Below are 16,644 nucleotides of genomic sequence, written 5' to 3'. Positions count from 1 at the left end.
CCGAGCCGGCGTGGAGCGACCGCAACCTCGACGAGATCGAACCGATAGAAGGCACCGCGTACGTCGGGTCGACCCGTGCTCGGCACGAGCACGCAGCGCGGCACTATCCGGAGGTGTACCCGGCTCACGCCGGGGGCGCGTCGGGCTCAGGGGTCAGGAGTCCACGTACCGCACGGGCTGCTTGGTGCTCGGTGATGCCTGCCCTGGCGGCGGCTTGGCGGAGACGCTCCCGGGCTGTGCCGATGTCCACGCCTTGATTGGCCGAGAGGATGCCCACGGCAATGTGGACGTCGTCTTGATCGGCGATCCGTCGCGGTGCCTCGACGGCCTCCATCCGGGTGGCGAACGACAGGTCTGCGTTGGCGACCGCCGATGCGGCTGAGGATCCCAGCTCCTCGGCAAGGGCGTCGTGGTGTCCCTCGAACGCGTCGGGGGTCGAGGCGTAGAGGTTGATCGACCCGACCATGCGTCCGTCGTGCAAAAGAGGCAGGCTGAGGCTGCTCGCAATCCCGTGCGCTGCGCTGGCCTGTGCGTACATCATCCATCTGTCTTCGGAGAGGAGGTCGTCGGCGTTCACGTCCAGGGTCTGGTTCTCGTGGGCTGCCTGCACGCACGGGCCGCCGTCGAGGTACTGGATGGCGTCCAGAACGGCGACCTCATCGCTGCTCGCGACGAGCGTCAACGTGATCCCGTCCTGCAAGAGGGCCAGGCTCAGCCCGACGCACTCGGGAACGATCCGCTTCGCCTTCCGGCCCATCCGCAGCAAGACGCGTTCAACGTCGGTGTCGCCGCCGTTGCCAAGTTTCGCCAGGGCCTGCTGGGTCTCGGGGATGGGCTTCACGCTGGTGGTCTTCTCCTAGGTCGGGGGGAACCGGGGTGGTATCGAAGCATCGGGCGTACGAAGAACCCGTGTGGCGGACCGGGCTATGGACGCATGGTCGCCGTCTAGGTCGAAAGTGGGTAGTTTCGATCCCCTGGGCGTAGGACGGCGGCGCCGTGAATGAGCGTTGGGGGACTTTTCCAAGGCGGAGGTATGGAGCAAGCGCGGGCGGACTGGGTCCTGGCGTCGGATGCCCGCTCCGTGACCCGGGCTCGGACGCTGATCGCCCAGAGGTTGATCGGCCTGCCGGACGAGTCCGTGGAGGTTGTCCTCTTGCTGGTGAGCGAGCTGGTGACGAACGCGGTGCGCCACGGATCGGGGCCGGTGGGCTTGCATGTCGCCTGGGGCAACGGCACGGTCCGGGTGGAGGTTCACGATCAGTCACCCGAGTGGCCCGTCGTGCGGGCGGTGGATCGCGACGCCCTCGACGGGCGCGGGCTCATCCTTGTCGACGGGCTGGCTACCGGTTGGGGTGTGATGGCCGGGAAACCCGGCAAGACCGTCTGGTTCACTGCGAAGGCCTAGTCATCGACGGTGGGGTCGATCTGAAAGGGGCGGGGCAGCCCGACCTCGTGAGCGCTGGTCGAGCATGTAGTCCAGTCCGGTGAGGGCCAGGATGCGTCGTCCATGGGCGGTGCTGCACCTGACGTGGAGGGTGCCTCCGGTCGCGGATAACCGGGTGCGCACTTCGACCAGCAGGCGCAGCAAACTGGCGTCCATGAAGGTGAGTCGGTCGAGGTCGACGATGACGTGGGAACAGTCTGAGCCGGTCACCTCGTCCAGGGCCTGCTGCAGGCCGGGGACGGTGCAGAGATCGGCGTCTCCGACCGGGGTGACAACCCGGACGTCGGGGCTCGGATGGGAGACCTCGATGCTCAGAGGCGGGGGCTGGGGCTGGACCTCAGCGCCACCGAGGTAACGAGAGTAGGGACCGGTCTGCATGGGGGCTCGTTCCAGGGGTTCCTGAGAGACGTGCAGGGTCTGGGCCCGCTCCCGCGTTGCTTCGCCGGGAATGCCGCCGCTGAATGCGGGAAGCGAAGAAGACTCGGTTCCTGTGACGTTACGCCCCATCTTCTGCATGCACAACGAACGCTAGCCGGGCCATTGCGCGGCGTATCGGGACCCAGAGCCGCCCGTGCGGTCCTCGCAGCCGGCACTGCTCAAGACTCCTCCTGCCCGGCCGCCGACAGCTGAGGCCGCCCTCAGCCTGACGGGCGATCGGGTCACGGGCACGAGCGGCGCAGCCAGTGCTCGGGTCCTCGATCGGTGGGCGGGGCGTTGGACCCACTTGACCCGTGGAGCGTGATCTGCCCGATTCATGCTTCTGTCACGTTGTGTCCCTAGCGTTCGCGACATGACAGAAGAACTAGCCGTCGAGGCGGTAGGCGTCAGCAAGGCCTTCGGGTCGCTGCGGGCGGTCGACAACATCTCCGTCCAGGTCGCTCAGGGCGAGGTGTACGGCGTGCTCGGCCCGAACGGCGCGGGGAAGACCACGTTCCTGCGGATGCTGTTCGGGCTCATCAAGCCCGACTCCGGCACCGTCCGCGTGTTCGGTCGGACCTGGGAGGACGCCGGGGTCGCGGTCCTGGACGGCGTCGCCGGGTTCATCGAGTCGCCGAAGTTCTACCCGTACCTGACCGGTCGGCAGAACCTGGAAGGGCTCGCCCTGCTCGACGGCGGCGCGCGACCCGGGCTGATGACCGAGGTCCTCGACATCGTCGACCTCGCCGACCGGGCCGACCAGAAGGTCGGCGGCTACTCCTACGGCATGCGCCAACGACTCGGCGTCGCCGCGAGCCTGCTGCGCGAACCGCGCCTCCTGGTCCTGGACGAGCCCGCGAACGGGCTCGACCCGGCCGGCATCCGGGACATGCGTGCCCTGGTGAAGCGCCTCGCGGCGAGCGGCCTGACCGTGCTGTTGAGCTCGCACCACATGGACGAGGTCGAGGAGATCTGCGACAACGTCACCATCATGCGGAAGGGCACCGTCGCCTTCCACGGCACCATCGCGGACCTGCGAGCGATGGCGCCGCTCCCCGGACACCTGGTCAGCACCACCGACGACGACCGAGCGCTCGCTCTCGCCGCGACCCACCCGGTGGTGAGCGTGCGGCGGGGACCCGACGACGCGCTGGCGGTGACCGGTCCACAACACGACGTGTCGAACTACCTCGCCGCCCTGCTCCGTGCCGAGATCGATCTGCTCGCCTACACCCCGACCGAGACGCCCCTGGAGGCGCTCTTCTTCATGCTCACCGACGACACCGCGCACCGAGCCGCCGCCACCGGCAGCACCAGCCTCGAAGGGGCCGTTCGATGACCACCACCCAAGCGACGCCGCCGTCAGCTCCGCTGACCCGTGAAGACCTTGCCCGCCAGGTGCGCCGCCGACCGGGGCTGGGTGCCGCGCTGCGGTGGGAGACCCGCAAGCTGCGCGCCCAGCACCGCGCCAAGGCCGTCCTGCTCGGCGCCGTCCTCGGGCCCATCCCCGTGGTGTTCGTCATCCACGGGCAGTCCCGGCCGCCCAAGGACACCCTGTTCGGCCGGTTCGCGACCGACAACGGGTACGCGCTCGCGCTGCTCGTCCTCGGGTTCGCGGCGCAGTGGGTGCTGCCGTTGCTGACGGCCATCGTCGCCGGGGACGTGTTCGCCAGCGAGGACCAGCACGGCACCTGGAAGACCGTCCTGACGCGCTCCACCAGCCGGGGCCGGCTCTTCTGGGCCAAGACGCTCACCGCGTGCGGGTTCGCCGTACTCGTGCTGGTGCTCCTGGCCGCGTCCACCATCGTCTCGAGCCTGCTCATCGTCGGCCACCAGCCACTCACCGGGCTGTCCGGGCAGACCATCGGCTCCGGGACCGCCCTCCGGCTCGTGGCCGGCGCCTGGGCCGCCACGCTTCCCGCCATGCTCGCGTTCACCTGCCTGGCCATCTTGTTGTCGGTCTGGTCCCGCAACCCGGCGGTCGGCATCGCCACCCCGGTCGTCCTCGGCATGGTGATGCAGCTCGTCGGTTCCCTCGGCGGCATCGAGGCCATCCGCCCGCTGCTGCTCACGACCTCGTTCGAGTCCTGGCACGGCCTGTTCACCACCCCCGGCTTCACCGGACCGCTCGTCGAAGGCGTGCTGGTCTGTGCCCTGTGGAGCCTCGTGTCGCTGACCGCGGCCTTCGCCCTGCTCCGTCGTCGCGACATCACTGGAGGCTGACCCCATGCGCCGCACCCTGACCACCATCCTGGCCGCCGTACTCGCTGTCGCAGTCCTCGGCGGCGTCGCCGCGGTCGCAGCCGCCGGCAGCGGCGGGAGCACCGTCACCCGAGCCCGCCTCGAACGGAACCTGCCCGGCGTGTTCTCCAACCTGTACGTCCAGCAGGCGCACCTGCTCGGCCGCACCGGCGTCACGCCCAAGAACCTGCACGCCAAAGCCATGTGTGACAAGCACGGCCCCGACGTCGCCGACGTCGGACCGGGCGGCGACTGGATCTGCTTGATGAGCTGGACCGACCCGAACGTCCCGATGCCCTCGGAGGGCTACGGCAAGTTCGAGCTCAACGTGCACAGCAACGACTGCTACACCGCCGCCGGCCCCAGCAAGCTCACCGGCTTCCTGAACCTGACCGACCAGCACGGGCGAGAGGTCACCAACCCGGTCTTCGAGTTCGACGGCTGCTTCGACCCGGCCACCAGCAACACGGCCACCGGCGTGTTCTACCCCTCGGTGCTCGCCATCTCCAGCCCGTCGGTCACCCCGGACGGGGATGGACGCGTGGGCCCTCAGGTCACCTGCGGCACCGGCAGCCAGGGCTGCGCCGGCACCATCACCGCGAGGGCGGGGAACACCAACCTCGGGACCGTGCCGTTCAAGCTGAAGGAGGAGTCGACCGCCGCGGTCCGCTTCACGACACCGCTGCCGAGCGGGACCAAGGAGGTGGCGTTCCAGGTCAAGGCCACCGACGGGTTCAGCTCACCGGACCCGGTCACGCTCCCTGTGCAGTAGCGGAACGCCTGGGCGGCTGTTCGCACGCTGTCGCAGGACCCGGAGCGCACATTCAGCAGGTGCCTCCGGTAACCGGGTGACTCTCTGCCAGGAGCGTACGACGGGTGGCTGATCCAGTCGTCGTAGCCGCAGACGCCCTGCGGCCCGGCCGGCACGGCCGACTACGAGGACTGGAACCAGCCCGCTGCCAAGGCGGCTCAGGACGGGTGGCGCACCGGCGCGCTGGGCTGAGTGACTGGTGCGTGCGGACCGTCGTTGGCGATCGCCAGCAGCACGTCCGCGTGGCAGGGCTCGTCGAGGGGGCACCAGCAGGCGAGGTCGCGCCCGGCGAGCTCGAGCTTGGCCTCGTAGGACCGGTGGAAGCCGGACGGCCCGATCGAGCGGTTGACCCACGCGCGGAACGCCGCCACGGACTCGGCGCGGGTCAGGCGGTGGTCGCCGTCGTACTGCCCGAGGTCGCCCCACCGCCAGAGCGGATCCTCGCCTGGTCGGTGGTCGAGGTAGGCGGCGACCCGGGTGCCGATCTCGAACGGGTTGCCCCACCGGCCCGGCCGGGCGACCACGACCGCGCTCTCCGGTCTCCGCCATCCCTTCGTCCGAGACAGCTGGATCCGCTTGGGCCCGGTCACAGCACCTCCCGGAGGTCGTCGCTCAGTTGGGCCGGGGCATCCGCAGCCCGGGCCCTCCACGGCCAGGTACGACGTTCGAACCGCCGCGGGCTCTCCCATCAAGTGCATCAGACGCCGGGGTCGCGGGGAATACGACCGTGGCGCTGTGTTCGTCGTTCACCGGAGGTTTGTCCCCCGCTCTGCTGCGGTTCACGAGAACTTCAGCGAGCCCCTCGGCCGACGAGTGGCAGCACGGTGTGGTCTGCTGCTCGATGGTGCATCCTGGTGCCTTCCCGACGGAGGAGACCCATGGCGACGAAGAAGGTCAAGTCGAGCTCGGCCAAGCCTGACAAGGCAGAGGTCAAGATGCTCCGGTCCCGGCTGGCGAGCGCGGAGTCGAAGCGCGACAAGTGGAAGAAGCGCGCGGTCAAGGCGGAGGCCGTCACCGCCGACCTCCAGGCTCGACTCAAGCTGGCGGAGAAGCGCCTGAAGAAGGAGAGGAAGGCGACTGTCAGCGCGGAGGCGGCGTCTCGTGTCGAGGTCCCTCCGGCCCCGATCGAGGTGGCTTCAGCACGCCCGGGGCAGGTGGCCTCGGTGGATGCCGCGCCCGGTGCGAAGGGCCCCGACGGCACCTGGACCGTTGCCGAGCTGCGCGCGGAAGCCCGTCGTCGGGGGATCCCCGGCCTGTCGCGGAAGTCGAAAGCAGAGCTGCTCGCCGCCCTGCAGTGAGCACCGGGTCAGACGGGAGCCCGTGACCGCCGGTTCCTCTGCGGGACCAGCCGGGCCACCGCCTCCCGCTCGACCAGGACCGGTCCCGCGTACGGGCGGGTAACTCCGAATGTTCATCTGCGCGCAGGTTGCCGTTGTTCACCTGGAGTCGCTACGGTGCGTCTCGTGCGGGAGCTGAGGGGCACCGCGGCGGCGGTCAGCGAGTCTCGTGACGCCGAGAGCGTACGAAGTCGCATCGACGCCCTGCTCCAGGACGAGGGCCCGGACCGCGACGGCTCCCGGACGCGGACCCGGGTCGCCGTGCATCTGCAGGATCACTACCGCGCGAGCATGCACGCGTCGCTCGCCTACCTCGACAGCCCGGAGTACGACGCGTTCGTCCGGCGCATGGAGAGGTTCACCGATCTCCCGCCCTGGACGGACGCCGCCGACCACCGCGCCGACGAGGAGCAGACCGTCCTGGTCGAGCACGAGGACTGCCTGCTCACGCAGCGGGTGCTGTTCGAGGCCGGCGAGCAGGCGTTCCTGGACGGAGGGGACGAGCCGCTGCTCTGGCGGCTGCAAGGACGTGAGGCATCGACCCCTGCCGCACTGCGCGCCGAGATCGCCCGACGGGCCACCACCGTCGGTCGGCCCTCGCACCACCGCTGGCTCCGATAGCCCGTTCACGCGCGGTCACGGGGGATCAGCAGCCCAGCCACACCCCACTCGTCAGCGCCGTCTTCGGTCCAGGAACCGTCCTGGCGCCGCCGTCCCACTACGGCGCGCGTGGCCGGTGTCAGTCGGTCTCCGGTGACGGGATGTAACCGCCCGGCACCTGCTCGGGGAGGTACACCTTCGGGTCGCCGGGGTAGGGCGTCTTCCAGTTGTGCGTCTGGTACCACGTGTAGCGGTTCATCAGCTCGGGGTGGGCGTAGTCGGCCTTGGCCTGGCGGCCGGTGAAGTGTTGCTTCTGGGCCCAGGTGCCCCAGGCCTTCGCGGTCGGAGCGTCTGCTGCCCCCACGGTGGGGGCCGCCGGCGCGCCCGCCGGCGAGTCCGGTCCACAGAGGGGAGCGGGGTTGACGTTCTCGGTCAGCGGGATCTGGTTGGGCACCCTGGTGAAGGGTGTGTTGTCCGCCCTGGACCGGAACGCGTCGAACATCGGGGTCGCTGCGGCGACCTTCTGGTTCAGCGGCTCCGCGCCGAGGATCTGCTCGATGGTGCGGACCATCGAGATCTGCGAGTAGTACGTCGAGATCGTCTTGCCGTGGGCCGCCCAGGGGCTGATCACCTGGATGGGTGCCCGGTGGCCGTCGACGTGGTCGACACCGGCCTGGCTGTCGTCCTCGACCACGAAGATCGCGGAGTTCTTCCAGTACTTGCTGTGCGAGATGGTGTCGACCACGTTGCCCACCGCGAGGTCGCCGTCGGCCACGGCGGCACGGGGGGTCGAGGGGCCGCCGGTGTGGTCGCTCGAGAGCCACAGCATCTGGAAGTCGGCCGGACCGTTCCGCTGGAAGTCATGCTTCCAGATCTGGGAGCGGTACACGTCCGGGATCGACAGGTCGAACGGCGGGGCGAGCGGGTCGGTGATCGCGTTCAGCGAGGGGATGACCGACCCGTAGTTGCCCTTCAGCTCCGGGGTGGTGAGCTGGGCGGGGTCACCGCCGCTCTCCACGCTCTTCACCGCGCAGTAGTACTGCTGCCAGGAGCCCGACGGCTTGCCTTCGGTGTACTCGAACTCGCCGTAGTTGCGGGCCGTCCGGTTCGCCGCCTGGATCGCGGTCCAGAGGAAGCCGGAGCGTTGGTGACCCAGGACGTCCTCCTCGGTGTCGTAGGAGCGGGTGTACTCGCCGGCGCTGGACTCGGTGTACTCCGGGTTGTCGCCCTGCATCAGCCAGTTGTGGCCCTCCGCGGAGTTGGTGCCGACGTCGTAGGTGTTGTCGTACAGGCCGAACTGGCGGGCCAGCGCGTGCTGGTTGGGCGTCGTCTGCTGGCCGAACTGCGCGAGGGTCGCGTCGCCGTTTCCCTCGGGCATGTCGCCGTACACCTGGTCGTAGGTCCGGTTCTCCTTGACCACCAGGAAGACGTGCTTGATGGTCGAGGGATCGCCGATCCGCCGCGGGACTGGCACCGCCGGGACAGCCCGGCCACCGCTGGCGTGCTTCACGTCGGTGTCCGCGTCACCCCAGCCGTTCTGGGCGAACACCTGCGGGGTGTACGTGTCGCGGATGGTCCCGTCACTGGGGAGCGTGAACCGGGTCAGCGAGGCGGTGGTGCCGTGCGTGCCGTACGCCGTTGCCGGTGTGGTGCCGTACCCCTGGTTGGACGTGATCTTCTGTCCGCGCGCGTCGATACCGCGGCGGTTCGCGACCACGGTCCCGCCGCCGACGGTGAAGACGTCCTCGGGGTAGTAGTCGGTGGGCACCAGCCCGACGTAGCTGACCGGGTCGAGCGGGCCCTTCCCGAGCTTGTAGACGGCGATCGCGTTGGCGCGGCCGAGACTGACCAGCAGTCGGCCGCCCTGCACCGTCATGCCGGTCGGTTCGTAGCCGACCTTCGACCCGCGCCACGGCTGGGTCGCGACGGTCTGCACGACGCGGTCCCGGATCGTGTCCACGACCGAGACGGTGTCGTCGTTGGTGTTGGCGACGTACAGCACCGTGCCTCTGGTGTACATCGCGGTCGGGTGCAGGCCCACCTTGATCGTGCCGACGGCACCGCCCGCGGCGGTCGGGTCGATGACGCTGAGCGTGCCGTGGGTGGAGGTGCCCAAGGTGGGGTCGGCGGGCACCGCGGTGCCGTAGGAGTCCTGGGTGGCCTCACCGGCCGTCGCGGGTCGACCGCCCTCGTTGGTGACGTACAGCTTGTCGCCGACGAGCTTCACCTGGCGGGGGGCGATGCCGACGTTCCAGCTGCGCGTGGTGAGGCCTGTGGCCGGGTCGATCGCGACGACCGTGTTCTGGCCGTTGACGGCGGCGTACAGGGTGTTGCCGTCGGCGGAGAACGTCAGGCCGCCGGTCAGGGCCCGCTTGCCGTCGACGGTCGGGAGGGAGAACTTGGTCGGGGCCGCCAGGGTGCCGTCGGGGTTCACCGGGAACCGGCTGATGCCGGTGGCGTTCGGCATGAACAGGTACGCGCCGTCCGGCGAGTACGCCGGTCCCTCCTGGCCGACGGTGTTGTCGGTGAGCCGGAGGTTGACGCCCGAGGCGGTGCCGGCTCGCCAGATGAGCCGGTAGGTCGAGAGGTCGAAGACCTGGAGCGACACCGAGCGGTCGTTGGAGGTGGTCACCAGGAAGCGGCCGTCCGGGCTGACCGTGCTGCCCATGAACTTGCCGTACGGCGTCATCAGCCGCTCACCGAGCGGCTTGAGGATCTGGTCGGAGGAGATCTGCAGGCCGTTGGCGTACTCCTGCCCGACCACGTTCTCGCCGAAGATCGTGGTTGTGCCGTAGGCGGCCCCGCTGCCGACGACCGCGAGGGCCGCGGTGCCGGCGAGGACGAGCCTCAGCCTGGGTTGTGCGAGGAGCCCGGGACGGACGCCGGTCACTTGTCTGCGCTGACGTACAGCGTGCATGGTGGGTGGTTCCCTTCAGGAGACGATCGGGATCAGAGCAGGTCGACGTAGCCGTCGAACTGCCACAGCGGGTTGGGTGCGTCGCCGGACGGGGTGCGCACCGAGAAGAAGCCGTTCACCTCCTTCGGTCCGTCTCCGTCCGCGACGTACCGCCCCTCCGCGGTCACGTCGAGCTGGTAGATCGCGGAGCCCTCGGCGGTCGAGCCGGGCAGCCGCCAGGACACGACGCACCGCCAGTCGTTGCCGGGACCGCGATCGGCCACCCGGTCTCCGCCCTTGTCGCAGGCGGCGCTGGCGTGCAGGTCGGCCTCGGTCACCGCGGGCCGGTGCAGCTGCTCGGTCTGCAGCCGGTAGAGGTGGGCGTAGGCGGTCGTCAGGGCGGCCTCGAGCTTGTGCCGGCCGATACCCGACCCGGCGCCCGAGGTGGCAGCGGCGACGACGAGGGCGGTGACCGCGACGAGCGCGGCCAGCGGGAGCACCGCCGTGACCAGGGCTCGCCGGCCGGCGCCGTCGTAGGCGAGGTCGGTGAAGTCACGGCGCACGAACAGCAGGTACGCCAGAGCGGTCGCGACCGCGGCCCAGGCGAGGCTGACGGCGATGCCGATGAGCAGCGGCCCGGTCCGTGCGGGCTCGGTGAACAGGCCGCGCCAGGCGAGGAAGGCGTTGCTCGGCAGCGCGAGCCGGACGGCGACCGGGACCGGCAGCAGCAGCACGAGGTTCATCGCCAGGGCGAGCAGGGCAGGCACCAGCAACCCCATCGGCGAGCGACCGAGCACGACCGAGCCGAGCAGGCCGACGGCGGCGAACGCGAGCGTGGGCGGCAGCACGCACACCCAGGCGACCAGGACCACTCGAGCCGCCTCGGCGGACGCGAGGGTGTGGCCGTCGAGCCCGGTGAGCGGGTGGCTCCCGACCGCGAGTAGTCCGCCGGCGACGCCCGAGGCGCACAGGGCGGTCATCAAGAGCACGATGACGGTGAGGCTGGCGACCGCCTTGGCAAGGAAGATCCTGCGCGGGGACCTGACCGCGACGAGGAGGTGCCGCCAGGTGCCGAGCCGGTCCTCGACCGCGAAGACGTCGCCGCCGACCAGCGAGGTCAGCAAGGGCAGGCCCCAGCTGCACGCGAACGCAAGGACCACCAGCGGTCCGGCCCAGCCGGTGGCGTGCATCGCGCGACCGAAGACCGTGTCCGTCGGCAGCGACGACTGCGAGCCGATGACCGCGACGAAGCAGCCGGGTGCGACCAGGCAGGCCAGCAGGATGAGGCGGATCCGCCACTGGGTGAGCAGCTTGGTGAGCTCGAACCGGCAGCCGGCAAGCAGCGGCGCCGCCCGGTCCAGCGCGTCGGTCGGCACCGCGGTGGTGGTCATGCCGCACCGTCAGGGTCGGCCTGGCCGCCGGTGAGGGCGAGGAACGCGGCCTCGAGCGGGGTGATCACCGGGGCCAGCCCGCGGAGGGCGACACCGGCGTCGGCGAGCCGGGCCACCAGGACGTCCACCGATCGCACCGGGCCGCTGAGCACGAGCGCCTCGGAGTGTGGCCGATCCCGGGCGGGTCCGTGCAGGCGGATGTGCGGCGTGCTTGCGGCGATCGCGCGGGCTCGGACCGGGTCGGAGGTCTGGAGCCTGTAGTCCAGCTCACCGCTCTCCGCAGCCAGCTTCTCGACCGGGCCCGCGAAGACGACTCGTCCCGTCACGAGGATCGTCACCTCGGCGCACAGCGAGGCCAGGTCGTCCATCCGGTGGCTGGAGAGGACGACCGCCACGCCGGCGTCCGTGAGCTCGTTGATGAGCCGATGGACGTGGCGCGTGCCGTCGGGGTCGAGCCCGTTCGAGGGTTCATCGAGGATGAGCAGGTGTGGGCGGGTGAGCAGTGCTGCCGCCAGGCCCAACCGCTGACGCATCCCCAGCGAGTAGCCGCGCACGCGCACGTCGGCGACGTCGGTCAGCCCGGCCTGCTCGAGGGCGGTGTCGACGTGGTGAGGACGTCCGGAGCGGATGCCGCGGAGCGAGGCGACCGCGGTCAGGTTCTGTCGGGCAGTCAGCGACGGGTAGAGGCCGGGGCCGTCGACGAAGCCGGCGACTCCGTCGGCGATCGCGAGCGGGCGTCCCACCGGCCGGCCGAGAATCTCGAGTGTGCCCGCGTCCGCTGTCGCCACGCCGAGGAGGAGACCCAGCAGCGTCGTCTTACCCGCGCCGTTGGGACCGACCAGCCCATGGACCTGCCCCGGTTCGACATCGAGGTCGACGCCGTCCAGAGCGACGAGGTTGCCGTAGTACTTGCTGATCCCGCGCGCCCGAGCGGCCGGGGTCCGTTTCATTGGGGTTCCTCCCGCTAGGACCCGGCCGAGGCTAGGAGGGTTGTTCGACCGCGGGAGGTACCGAGAATGAACGGGCGGCGAACCGCTCGCGGGCATTGGGCGCGCGAGGGGCCGGCTACGTACGGGCTACCACGCGCACCTCAGGGACGACCGGATCGCGGCAGAGTTGGAGGTCTACCTGAACTCGGTGAGGGACAGGACGTTTCCGTCGGGATCGGTGAACCATGCGACGCGATCGCCGTTCGGAGTCGTCCACACGCCATGGGCGTCCTGCTCCATCCCTTCGTATCGGGCGAACACGACGCCGAGGGATTCGAGCCCGCTGACGACCTCGTTCATGCCAGTCACCTGCCAGCCGAGCACCGTGTAGCCGGGGTGAGCTACCTCTGCCACGGCGGTGACGCGCAGCATCGTGCCGTGAGCGTCGAACACGACCGCGTAGGCGTTCTCGTCAACGACGGAAAGTCCGAGAGCGGTTTCGTAGAAGGACCGTGCCCTGGCCAAGTCGGTGGTGGGCGCGAATGCGATCACGTCGCTCGTGGCAAGCACGGCAGCCCCTCTTTGTGTGACGACAGGCGGGCGCTTCAGTCTGGGGCACGGTGGCGCGGAACGCACTCGTCCTCGGGGTAGTACTGGTGCAGAACACGCTCCAGGTCATGGCTCGCTCGCGTGGCCACCTCCGGCCCCCGGGAGTCCGAATAACGAGACGTGTCCCTCAATGTCTTGTAAGTCAATAGGGTTTAGCCTTCCACGGTAAATCGACCCAGCCGCTCGGGACGGCGGGACCTGTCCGACCCCGATCCGCCGCCCAAGGAGAACCATGCGCACCAAGCCCCTGCTCGCCTCACTCGTCACGAGCTCCGCACTCGTCCTGCTCGCCGCGTGCAGCTCGACCAGCTCCGCAAGCTCCGCCAGCGGTGGGGACACCGAGATCGGCATCGGCTACTTCCAGAGCGCGACCATCGGACCCGAGGTCCTGGTGGCCGGGAATCCCAGCCTGGCCGACAAGGTCGACGCCACGATCAAGCTCACCCCGATTGACTCAGGCGTTGCCGGCCTGGCCGAGCTGCGCGGTGGCGCGTTCCCGTTCGTGGCAGGGGTCGGGAACCCGCCGGTCGTGGGCGCGATCAGTACCGACACCAAGCTGAAAGTGATCTACGGCCTCTACTACGACGCGGCCCAGCTCGTCGTCCCGGCGTCGGTCAAGACGAACGCCGACCTGGCCGGGAAGACGATCGGCGCGCTGCAGGGCTCCTCGGAGGACTTCGAGATCCGAGGCTGGCTCAAGTCCCAGGGCCTCGAGGACACGGCGAAGGTCGTCGGCTTCCCGAGCGAGGCTGCAATCGCCGCGGCGTACAAGGCCAAGAGGATCGACGCCGGGTACGTCGAGATTGCCCAGGCGATCGACCTGAAGGACAACGCCGGCGGGCGTCAGGTGGTGACCGCGGAGGAGATCGCCAAGCTCGGCTACCCGTCGATCAACGTGCTGGGGGTGACCGACGACTTCGCGAAGCAGAACCCCGAGGTCGTCCAGCAGGTGGTCTGCCAGGTGATGAAGGCCCAGACCGTCGCCACGGGCCCGGACGCCGACACCTACATCACCACTGCTGCGAAGATCGTCGGGGCCAAGCCGGACGAGGCGCTCGCCGCCACCAAGGTGATCCCGTTCGTCTCCGCCTCCGACCAGACCGCCCTGCTCGCCAAGGGCGGCGAGCTGGAGAAGGCCTACGCGCTCACCGGTCAGTTCTTGGTCGACCAGGGACGCACCAAGACGGCCCCCACCTCGGCCCAGATCACCTCGCACGTCGACGGCAGCTACGCCGCCAAGGCGCTGAAGGACGGGTGCGACAAGTGACCGCGATCGCCACGGAGCAAGGCGCCGTCTCGGTCCGCAACGTTCGCAAGTCGTTCGCCGGCCGGTCGCGCAAGGCCCGCGAGAGGCTGGCGCTCGACGGCTTCGACCTCGACGTCCGGCCCGGTGAGTTCCTCTGCCTGCTCGGCCCGTCGGGCTGCGGCAAGTCCACGTTGCTGAACCTGCTGGCCGGGTTCTCGGAGCCCGACAGCGGCGAGCTCGCGGTCGACGGCGTGCCGGTCAAGGGGCCGGGTCCGGAGCGCGGGGTGCTGTTCCAGACGCCGATGTTGTTCCCCTGGCTCACGACGCTCGACAACGTCCTCTACGGACCGCGGGCCCGTCACGAGCGCGGCGACGACGTACGGCGTCGCGCGGTCGGCCTGCTCGACACGGTCGGGCTCGGCCGGTCCCAGGACGCCTACCCGCACGAGCTCTCCGGCGGCATGCGCCACCGGGCGGCGTTCGCACGAGTGCTGGTCAACCAGCCACGGGTGCTGCTGATGGACGAGCCGTTCGGCGCGCTCGACGCGATCACTCGGGTCGCGATGCAGAAGTTCCTGCTCCACCTGTGGGAGCGCGACCGGATGACGGTCGTCTTCGTCACTCACGACGTGGAGGAGGCGGTCCTGCTCGGCGACCGGATCTGCGTCATGTCCGGTACGCCGGGACGCACCCGGGCCGTCTTCGACATCGACCTGCCACGTCCGCGGGAGCTCGAGCTGACCGACACCCTCGAGTTCGTCCACCTCAAGCGCCAGGTGCGCGAGGCGCTGGAAGAGAGCCACGCATGAGCAGCCAGACCGTGCCCACCTCGCGTGCCACCGGGGAGCCTGCCGAGCTCACGCTGCCCGGCGCCCGTCGTACGGCGTCGCCCTCGCGCCTCCTGTACGGCGCCGCCGGCATCGTGCTGGCCCTGCTGCTGTGGGAGGCGCTGGCCTACCTCAAGGACGACGCGGTGCTTCTGCCGACCGTCCAGGAGACCGCGAGGACCTTCTGGGAGTACATGAGCACCCGCTACCCGGCCGTGGTCGGCAACACACTGTGGCAGCACGCGCTGGTCAGCGTGGGCCGGATCGCGGTCGGCTGGGGCGTCGGGGTGCTGATCGGGGTGGCCGTCGGCGGCTTGATGGTCTCCGTGCCGCTGCTTCGGCACCTGGTAGACCCGCTCATCGAGATCACCCGCCCGCTGCCCCCGCTGGCCTTCATCCCGCTGTTCATCGTGTGGTTCGGCATCGGCGAGACCTCGAAGTTCCTGCTGATCCTGGTCGGCGTCGTGCCGATCATGATCATCGCCACCGTCTCGGCGCTCGACGCGGTGCCGAAGGAGCTCGAGCAGGCGGCCCGGAGCCTCGGCGCCACGCCGTTCTGGACCCTCGTCACCGTTCGCCTGCGCAGCGCGCTGCCGGCGATCATCACGGGCATGCGCCTGGCCATGGGCGGAGCCTGGACCAGCATCGTCGCGGTCGAGCTGATCGCGGCCACCGCCGGTCTCGGCTACCTGATCAACAACGCCGGGGTGAACCTGCAGACCCCACTCGTGCTGAGCGGGATCGTCACGATCTCGATCGTCGGGATCGTCTTCGACTCCCTGCTCCGGCTCTTCCACCGCAGCATCGACCCCACGCGCCGCTGACCCCCACCACGAAGGAGAGTCCTGATGACCCAGTCCCCGAGCCGGCCCACGACGCTGACCCTCGACAGGCTCGGCCCGTCCTTCGGGGCCGAGGTGATCGGCCTCGACCTGCGGACGCTCGACGACCAGCAGGTCGCCGCCGTGCGGGCGGCGCTGGTCGAGCACAAGGTGATCTTCTTCCGCGGGCAGGACCTCGACGACGCGGCCCAGGTCGACCTCGGCCATCGGCTCGGGGACGTGACCGCCGGGCACCCGGTCGCGACCAGCACCGAGGTCGAGCACCCGGAGATCTACAACATCGACAGCGCCGACCCGGAGTTCTCCTTCTCCGACGTCTGGCACACCGACGTGACCTTCATGGAGCGACCGCCGCTCGGCTCCATCCTGCGGGCGGTCCGCCTCCCGTCGTACGGCGGGGACACCAGCTGGGTCGACAGCCAGCTCGCCTACGAGTCGTTGTCCGCACCGGTGCGCGACCTGGTCGACGGGCTCACTGCCGTGCACGACGGGGACCGCGAGTGGGGCGCGTACCTGCGGCGGCGCGGCGGCCAGGGCAACGTGTGGGACGGCCGGCAGGTCACCGGGCTGTCGCCGGTCGAGCACCCGGTCGTCCGCGTGCACCCCGAGACCGGGCGCAAGGGCCTGTTCGTGAACCCCGGCTTCACCTCCCACGTCGTGGGGGTCTCCGATGCCGAGAGCCGCGCGATCCTGGACCTGCTCTACGCCCACCTCACCAAGCCGGAGCACACCGTCCGGCACCGCTGGCAGGCCGGCGACGTGGGCATCTGGGACAACCGCTGCACCTTGCACTACGCCAACCGCGACTACACCGAGACCCGGGTCATGCGACGCATCACCCTGCAGGGGGACCGGCCGGTCGGACCGGGCGAGAAGGGCAGACCTGCGTCATGACGGTGGTCCACAACCGGTCGTCACGCTGCGAACCCACGGCCGTGTCCACGAGCCCTCCGGCGAGCAGTCAGGACCATGCGGCGCGGCAGCGCCGGGAGGCTGCAAGGGCGCGCGACCTGTCCGCGCTGCTGCAGCAGAGACCCGATCTGGAGGGCGTCCA

Annotated in this window: 17 protein-coding genes; 10 read left to right on the top strand and 7 right to left on the bottom strand. The window is 70.0% G+C overall.

Annotated elements, in window-relative coordinates:
• Positions 1-124 precede the first annotated feature (124 nt).
• Positions 125-841 carry a GAF domain-containing protein gene (locus KRR39_RS10355; protein ID WP_216941940.1) on the bottom strand — a complete coding sequence of 239 codons (717 nt, stop codon included), beginning with the start codon at positions 839-841 and terminating at the stop codon, positions 125-127.
• A 192-nt stretch (positions 842-1,033) separates the two neighbouring features.
• Between KRR39_RS10355 and KRR39_RS10350 the strand changes: the two genes are divergently transcribed.
• On the top strand, positions 1,034-1,405 hold the full coding sequence (locus KRR39_RS10350; protein WP_216941939.1) for an ATP-binding protein: 372 nt from the start codon (positions 1,034-1,036) through the stop codon (positions 1,403-1,405).
• On the opposite strand, the gene KRR39_RS10345 is transcribed toward KRR39_RS10350, so the two are convergent.
• The gene (locus tag KRR39_RS10345) at positions 1,406-1,960 is read right to left on the bottom strand and encodes an STAS domain-containing protein (RefSeq protein ID WP_216941938.1); all 555 of its coding nucleotides are present in this window, start codon (positions 1,958-1,960) and stop codon (positions 1,406-1,408) included.
• 274 nt (positions 1,961-2,234) lie between these two features.
• Here KRR39_RS10345 and KRR39_RS10340 point away from each other — a divergent pair, with 274 nt between their 5' ends.
• From KRR39_RS10340 to KRR39_RS10330, 3 genes are read left to right on the top strand one after another with little or no spacing between them, the layout of a single operon-like run.
• The gene (locus KRR39_RS10340) at positions 2,235-3,200 is read left to right on the top strand and encodes an ABC transporter ATP-binding protein (protein WP_216941937.1); all 966 of its coding nucleotides are present in this window, start codon (positions 2,235-2,237) and stop codon (positions 3,198-3,200) included.
• Positions 3,197-4,084: a DUF2705 family protein gene (locus tag KRR39_RS10335; RefSeq protein ID WP_216941936.1), complete on the top strand. Its 888-nt coding sequence runs from the start codon at positions 3,197-3,199 to the stop codon at positions 4,082-4,084. The genes KRR39_RS10340 and KRR39_RS10335 overlap by 4 nt, the downstream gene beginning before the upstream one ends.
• A 4-nt stretch (positions 4,085-4,088) precedes the next feature.
• Positions 4,089-4,874 carry a hypothetical protein gene (locus KRR39_RS10330; RefSeq protein ID WP_216941935.1) on the top strand — a complete coding sequence of 262 codons (786 nt, stop codon included), beginning with the start codon at positions 4,089-4,091 and terminating at the stop codon, positions 4,872-4,874.
• Between the two features lie 197 nt (positions 4,875-5,071).
• Here the strand turns inward: KRR39_RS10330 and KRR39_RS10325 are convergent, their stop codons facing one another.
• Positions 5,072-5,602: a DUF4326 domain-containing protein gene (locus tag KRR39_RS10325; protein WP_302053573.1), complete on the bottom strand. Its 531-nt coding sequence runs from the start codon at positions 5,600-5,602 to the stop codon at positions 5,072-5,074.
• A 189-nt stretch (positions 5,603-5,791) separates the two neighbouring features.
• On the opposite strand from KRR39_RS10325, the gene KRR39_RS10320 reads away from it, so the two are divergent.
• Together KRR39_RS10320 and KRR39_RS10315 are read left to right on the top strand one after the other, a co-directional pair.
• Complete coding sequence (locus tag KRR39_RS10320) at positions 5,792-6,211, top strand: hypothetical protein (protein ID WP_216941933.1); 420 nt, start codon at positions 5,792-5,794, stop codon at positions 6,209-6,211.
• Positions 6,212-6,328: 117 nt separating this feature from the next.
• The gene (locus KRR39_RS10315) at positions 6,329-6,871 is read left to right on the top strand and encodes a CHAD domain-containing protein (protein WP_302053588.1); all 543 of its coding nucleotides are present in this window, start codon (positions 6,329-6,331) and stop codon (positions 6,869-6,871) included.
• A 118-nt stretch (positions 6,872-6,989) separates the two neighbouring features.
• Here the strand turns inward: KRR39_RS10315 and KRR39_RS10310 are convergent, their stop codons facing one another.
• The 4 genes from KRR39_RS10310 to KRR39_RS10295 form a co-directional block, all read right to left on the bottom strand.
• Positions 6,990-9,740, bottom strand: coding sequence for a bifunctional YncE family protein/alkaline phosphatase family protein (locus KRR39_RS10310; RefSeq protein ID WP_254185658.1), 2,751 nt, complete (start codon positions 9,738-9,740; stop codon positions 6,990-6,992).
• A gap of 59 nt (positions 9,741-9,799) precedes the next feature.
• Entirely contained in the window at positions 9,800-11,137 is a 1,338-nt protein-coding gene (locus KRR39_RS10305; RefSeq protein WP_216941930.1) for an ABC transporter permease, read from the bottom strand.
• Positions 11,134-12,183, bottom strand: coding sequence for an ABC transporter ATP-binding protein (locus KRR39_RS10300; protein ID WP_254185657.1), 1,050 nt, complete (start codon positions 12,181-12,183; stop codon positions 11,134-11,136). Before KRR39_RS10300 ends, KRR39_RS10305 begins: the two co-directional genes overlap by 4 nt.
• A 78-nt stretch (positions 12,184-12,261) precedes the next feature.
• Positions 12,262-12,636: a VOC family protein gene (locus tag KRR39_RS10295; RefSeq protein WP_216941929.1), complete on the bottom strand. Its 375-nt coding sequence runs from the start codon at positions 12,634-12,636 to the stop codon at positions 12,262-12,264.
• A 271-nt stretch (positions 12,637-12,907) separates the two neighbouring features.
• Here KRR39_RS10295 and KRR39_RS10290 point away from each other — a divergent pair, with 271 nt between their 5' ends.
• From KRR39_RS10290 to KRR39_RS10275, 4 genes are read left to right on the top strand one after another with little or no spacing between them, the layout of a single operon-like run.
• Complete coding sequence (locus KRR39_RS10290) at positions 12,908-13,942, top strand: ABC transporter substrate-binding protein (protein ID WP_216941928.1); 1,035 nt, start codon at positions 12,908-12,910, stop codon at positions 13,940-13,942.
• Positions 13,939-14,730 (top strand): ABC transporter ATP-binding protein, encoded by a 792-nt coding sequence (locus KRR39_RS10285; RefSeq protein WP_216941927.1) that lies wholly within the window; start codon positions 13,939-13,941, stop codon positions 14,728-14,730. Before KRR39_RS10290 ends, KRR39_RS10285 begins: the two co-directional genes overlap by 4 nt.
• A complete protein-coding gene (locus KRR39_RS10280) occupies positions 14,727-15,572 on the top strand; it encodes an ABC transporter permease (protein ID WP_216941926.1) in 846 nt (281 codons plus the stop codon). The genes KRR39_RS10285 and KRR39_RS10280 overlap by 4 nt, the downstream gene beginning before the upstream one ends.
• A 24-nt stretch (positions 15,573-15,596) precedes the next feature.
• Positions 15,597-16,484, top strand: a complete 888-nt coding sequence (locus KRR39_RS10275; protein ID WP_216941925.1) for a TauD/TfdA dioxygenase family protein — start codon at positions 15,597-15,599, stop codon at positions 16,482-16,484.
• Positions 16,485-16,644 lie beyond the last annotated feature (160 nt).

The organism is Nocardioides panacis, assembly GCF_019039255.1.
GTDB lineage: Bacteria > Actinomycetota > Actinomycetes > Propionibacteriales > Nocardioidaceae > Nocardioides_B > Nocardioides_B panacis.
Note: the sequence above shows the minus strand (reverse complement) of the source record. Positions and strands in the feature narration are given on the sequence as shown.

Excerpts from the sequence above, each read along its gene's own strand:
- KRR39_RS10340 (WP_216941937.1), top strand. The coding sequence starts at position 2,235 with ATGACAGAAGAACTAGCCGTCGAGGCGGTAGGCGTCAGCAAGGCCTTC.
- KRR39_RS10300 (WP_254185657.1), bottom strand. The coding sequence starts at position 12,183 with ATGCCCGCGAGCGGTTCGCCGCCCGTTCATTCTCGGTACCTCCCGCGG.
- KRR39_RS10330 (WP_216941935.1), top strand. The coding sequence starts at position 4,089 with ATGCGCCGCACCCTGACCACCATCCTGGCCGCCGTACTCGCTGTCGCA.
- KRR39_RS10350 (WP_216941939.1), top strand. The coding sequence starts at position 1,034 with ATGGAGCAAGCGCGGGCGGACTGGGTCCTGGCGTCGGATGCCCGCTCC.
- KRR39_RS10335 (WP_216941936.1), top strand. The coding sequence starts at position 3,197 with ATGACCACCACCCAAGCGACGCCGCCGTCAGCTCCGCTGACCCGTGAA.
- KRR39_RS10280 (WP_216941926.1), top strand. The coding sequence starts at position 14,727 with ATGAGCAGCCAGACCGTGCCCACCTCGCGTGCCACCGGGGAGCCTGCC.
- KRR39_RS10325 (WP_302053573.1), bottom strand. The coding sequence starts at position 5,602 with ATGGGAGAGCCCGCGGCGGTTCGAACGTCGTACCTGGCCGTGGAGGGC.
- KRR39_RS10345 (WP_216941938.1), bottom strand. The coding sequence starts at position 1,960 with ATGCAGAAGATGGGGCGTAACGTCACAGGAACCGAGTCTTCTTCGCTT.
- KRR39_RS10290 (WP_216941928.1), top strand. The coding sequence starts at position 12,908 with ATGCGCACCAAGCCCCTGCTCGCCTCACTCGTCACGAGCTCCGCACTC.
- KRR39_RS10305 (WP_216941930.1), bottom strand. The coding sequence starts at position 11,137 with ATGACCACCACCGCGGTGCCGACCGACGCGCTGGACCGGGCGGCGCCG.
- KRR39_RS10275 (WP_216941925.1), top strand. The coding sequence starts at position 15,597 with ATGACCCAGTCCCCGAGCCGGCCCACGACGCTGACCCTCGACAGGCTC.
- KRR39_RS10320 (WP_216941933.1), top strand. The coding sequence starts at position 5,792 with ATGGCGACGAAGAAGGTCAAGTCGAGCTCGGCCAAGCCTGACAAGGCA.